General features: G+C 37.4%; 1 protein-coding gene. It reads right to left on the reverse strand.

All coding sequences use genetic code 11. The features are described 5' to 3' along the window. Positions 1-99: 99 nt before the first annotated feature. Entirely contained in the window at positions 100-1962 is a 1863-nt protein-coding gene (locus tag ACTNA4_RS15965) for an IS1634 family transposase (RefSeq protein WP_441031141.1), read from the reverse strand. Between the last annotated feature and the right edge of the window lie 131 nt (positions 1963-2093).

Here is a 2093-nt window from a genome sequence, read left to right on the forward strand (position 1 = left end):
TCCCATTTTCGACACTTGATAAAAAACAAAGAGGCTCAAACCATTGATTTTACTGGGTTTTTGCCTCTTTTTATATTTTTTGAATGTTGTATGGAATTTTTACTTTGAAATTTTTTTTATTTTTTTATTCAGTTCCTTTGGCTGGTAGTATTTTTTATCTAATCCTAAGTCTATCACCGCATTTAGTGCTGTACAGACTTGAGAACTTGTGTAGGTTGACATATAGCACATATCCTCAATATTAGCAACTTCCATATTGTTCAGTGTTTCGATGACATTATCAATCGTAAAATGTGTTTGATTCATATTCAGTTTCTTTTCAAGAATCCGGTAGATGAGCAGCGCTGTATAACAGATCATAAAATGTGCGATAATACGATCCCGTTTCTGGTGATAAACCGGTCTTGCTGAGAAGTTGGTTTTCATAACCCGGAAGCAGTCTTCGATTTTATACCGATTGCTGCTGATTTCGATAATGTCCTTCGCACTGTCATCAAGGTTTGTTGCAACTGCATAAAATCCATCATATTTTTCTTCTTCATCAATGACGCTTTGATCAAGTTCATAACGGTCATTTATCTTTTCTCCAGATTTGGTGGAAGAAGTCCGTTTAATGAAACGTGTGACATCGTGAGGCCCTTTTTTATATGTTTCCGGATCCAGACTTTTGAGTAATTTTTTGGCTCGTTCAATCTGGCGGTTGCGGATGTATCGCTGATATTCCATCATTTTTCTAGAAAAAGAAATGATGATTTTCTGCTTCAAAACTGCTTTGGATTTCACGTTCCTGACTTTTCCATTTTTGCATACTTTTTCTTCGTATAAACCAGTATCGATGGCTCTGTCTGCAGTAAGAACTTTATAGGCTCTGTCGTTATATAACCCTTCGTTAGTTTTATCGAATCGATCAAAATTTTTCATGTGTTCCAATGAGACAGGTTCATCTGTTGACAGAAGTCTATAATCAAAGTCATTGAATACTGCTTCCTTTAGCGGGTCTGACAATTTCTTAATGGATTGGGTCACAATAAATGCCCGTCCGCCCATGGAGTTAAAATTTCGGATGTTGAAAGAACCCAGACCTGCATCAGCACAGTAAATGAATTTTTTGCCTTTCAACATTTTCGTCATCTGCTGTTCCAGAGGGATTGCTGTAGTCTGCTCATTATCTGAGCCGGAGGTAATGCACATGGAAAGAGGGATTCCGTCCCGGTCCATGAACAGCCCCATTTCCACAATAGGATTCGGACGGTGCTCTTTACTCGGGCCATATTTGCGTAATCCTTTGATGGTTTCTCCCGTGACCTCATCTACATAATCCTCATCATCTATTTCTGTTTCAAAATAGTAATTTGTGCAGTCATAAAAGCAGACAGAGGTATCTCTTTTTATGATGTTACAGCTTTTTTCAAAAAGGTGTCGGATGTATTCTTCATAATGATCCTTCATGATATCCATCGTGCGCAGGATATGCACATAATCAAAGTCGGGCTGTTCGTAATAGAGAGAGAGATTCTGATGAGCTCCAAGCTTTGAATCCGGATTCAGGATTCTGGAATATATCATAAAGCGGTTTACTAGATTAGGATCGAACTCAATTTTCATATCAGAGGTTACGTTTTTGAAAAAAGAGTGGATCTCAAGTTCATGGTAAATCTGCTGAAGGAAAAAATATCCGATATTCCGTTGTGTACTTTTGGAAGTAAGTGCATCTGTAGCCTTTATCTTTTCTGCAAAATCAACTTTTAAGTCCAAAGAAACCTTGTTTTCCTTTTTGTACTCCTCATTATATTTTTTGACCTGTTCTTTTGCATATGCGAGCGGGTCATCGGTAATCTTTAGAAGTTCAGAATGCTTTCCAATCCGGGCTACATTTTTGGTGGTTGTTTTTTTACCGTTACGAACTCCAAGCTGAATGAAGTAGGTAGGGTCTTTTGATTTTCGGTCATACCATAATTTCATATACCCATTATACCACAAAACACAACAGCACACAACACATACAACAAATATTTTTATAAAATTTGACATAAAAAAAGCCGCAGTTACGCGGTTTTTGAGGTTTTATTCAGTTAGTAAGTGTCGAAGATCCG

It is taken from the genome of Bariatricus sp. HCP28S3_A7 (genome assembly GCF_052066375.1).
Taxonomy (GTDB): domain Bacteria; phylum Bacillota; class Clostridia; order Lachnospirales; family Lachnospiraceae; genus Allocoprococcus.

Excerpts from the sequence above, each read along its gene's own strand:
- ACTNA4_RS15965 (WP_441031141.1), bottom strand. The coding sequence starts at position 1,962 with ATGAAATTATGGTATGACCGAAAATCAAAAGACCCTACCTACTTCATT.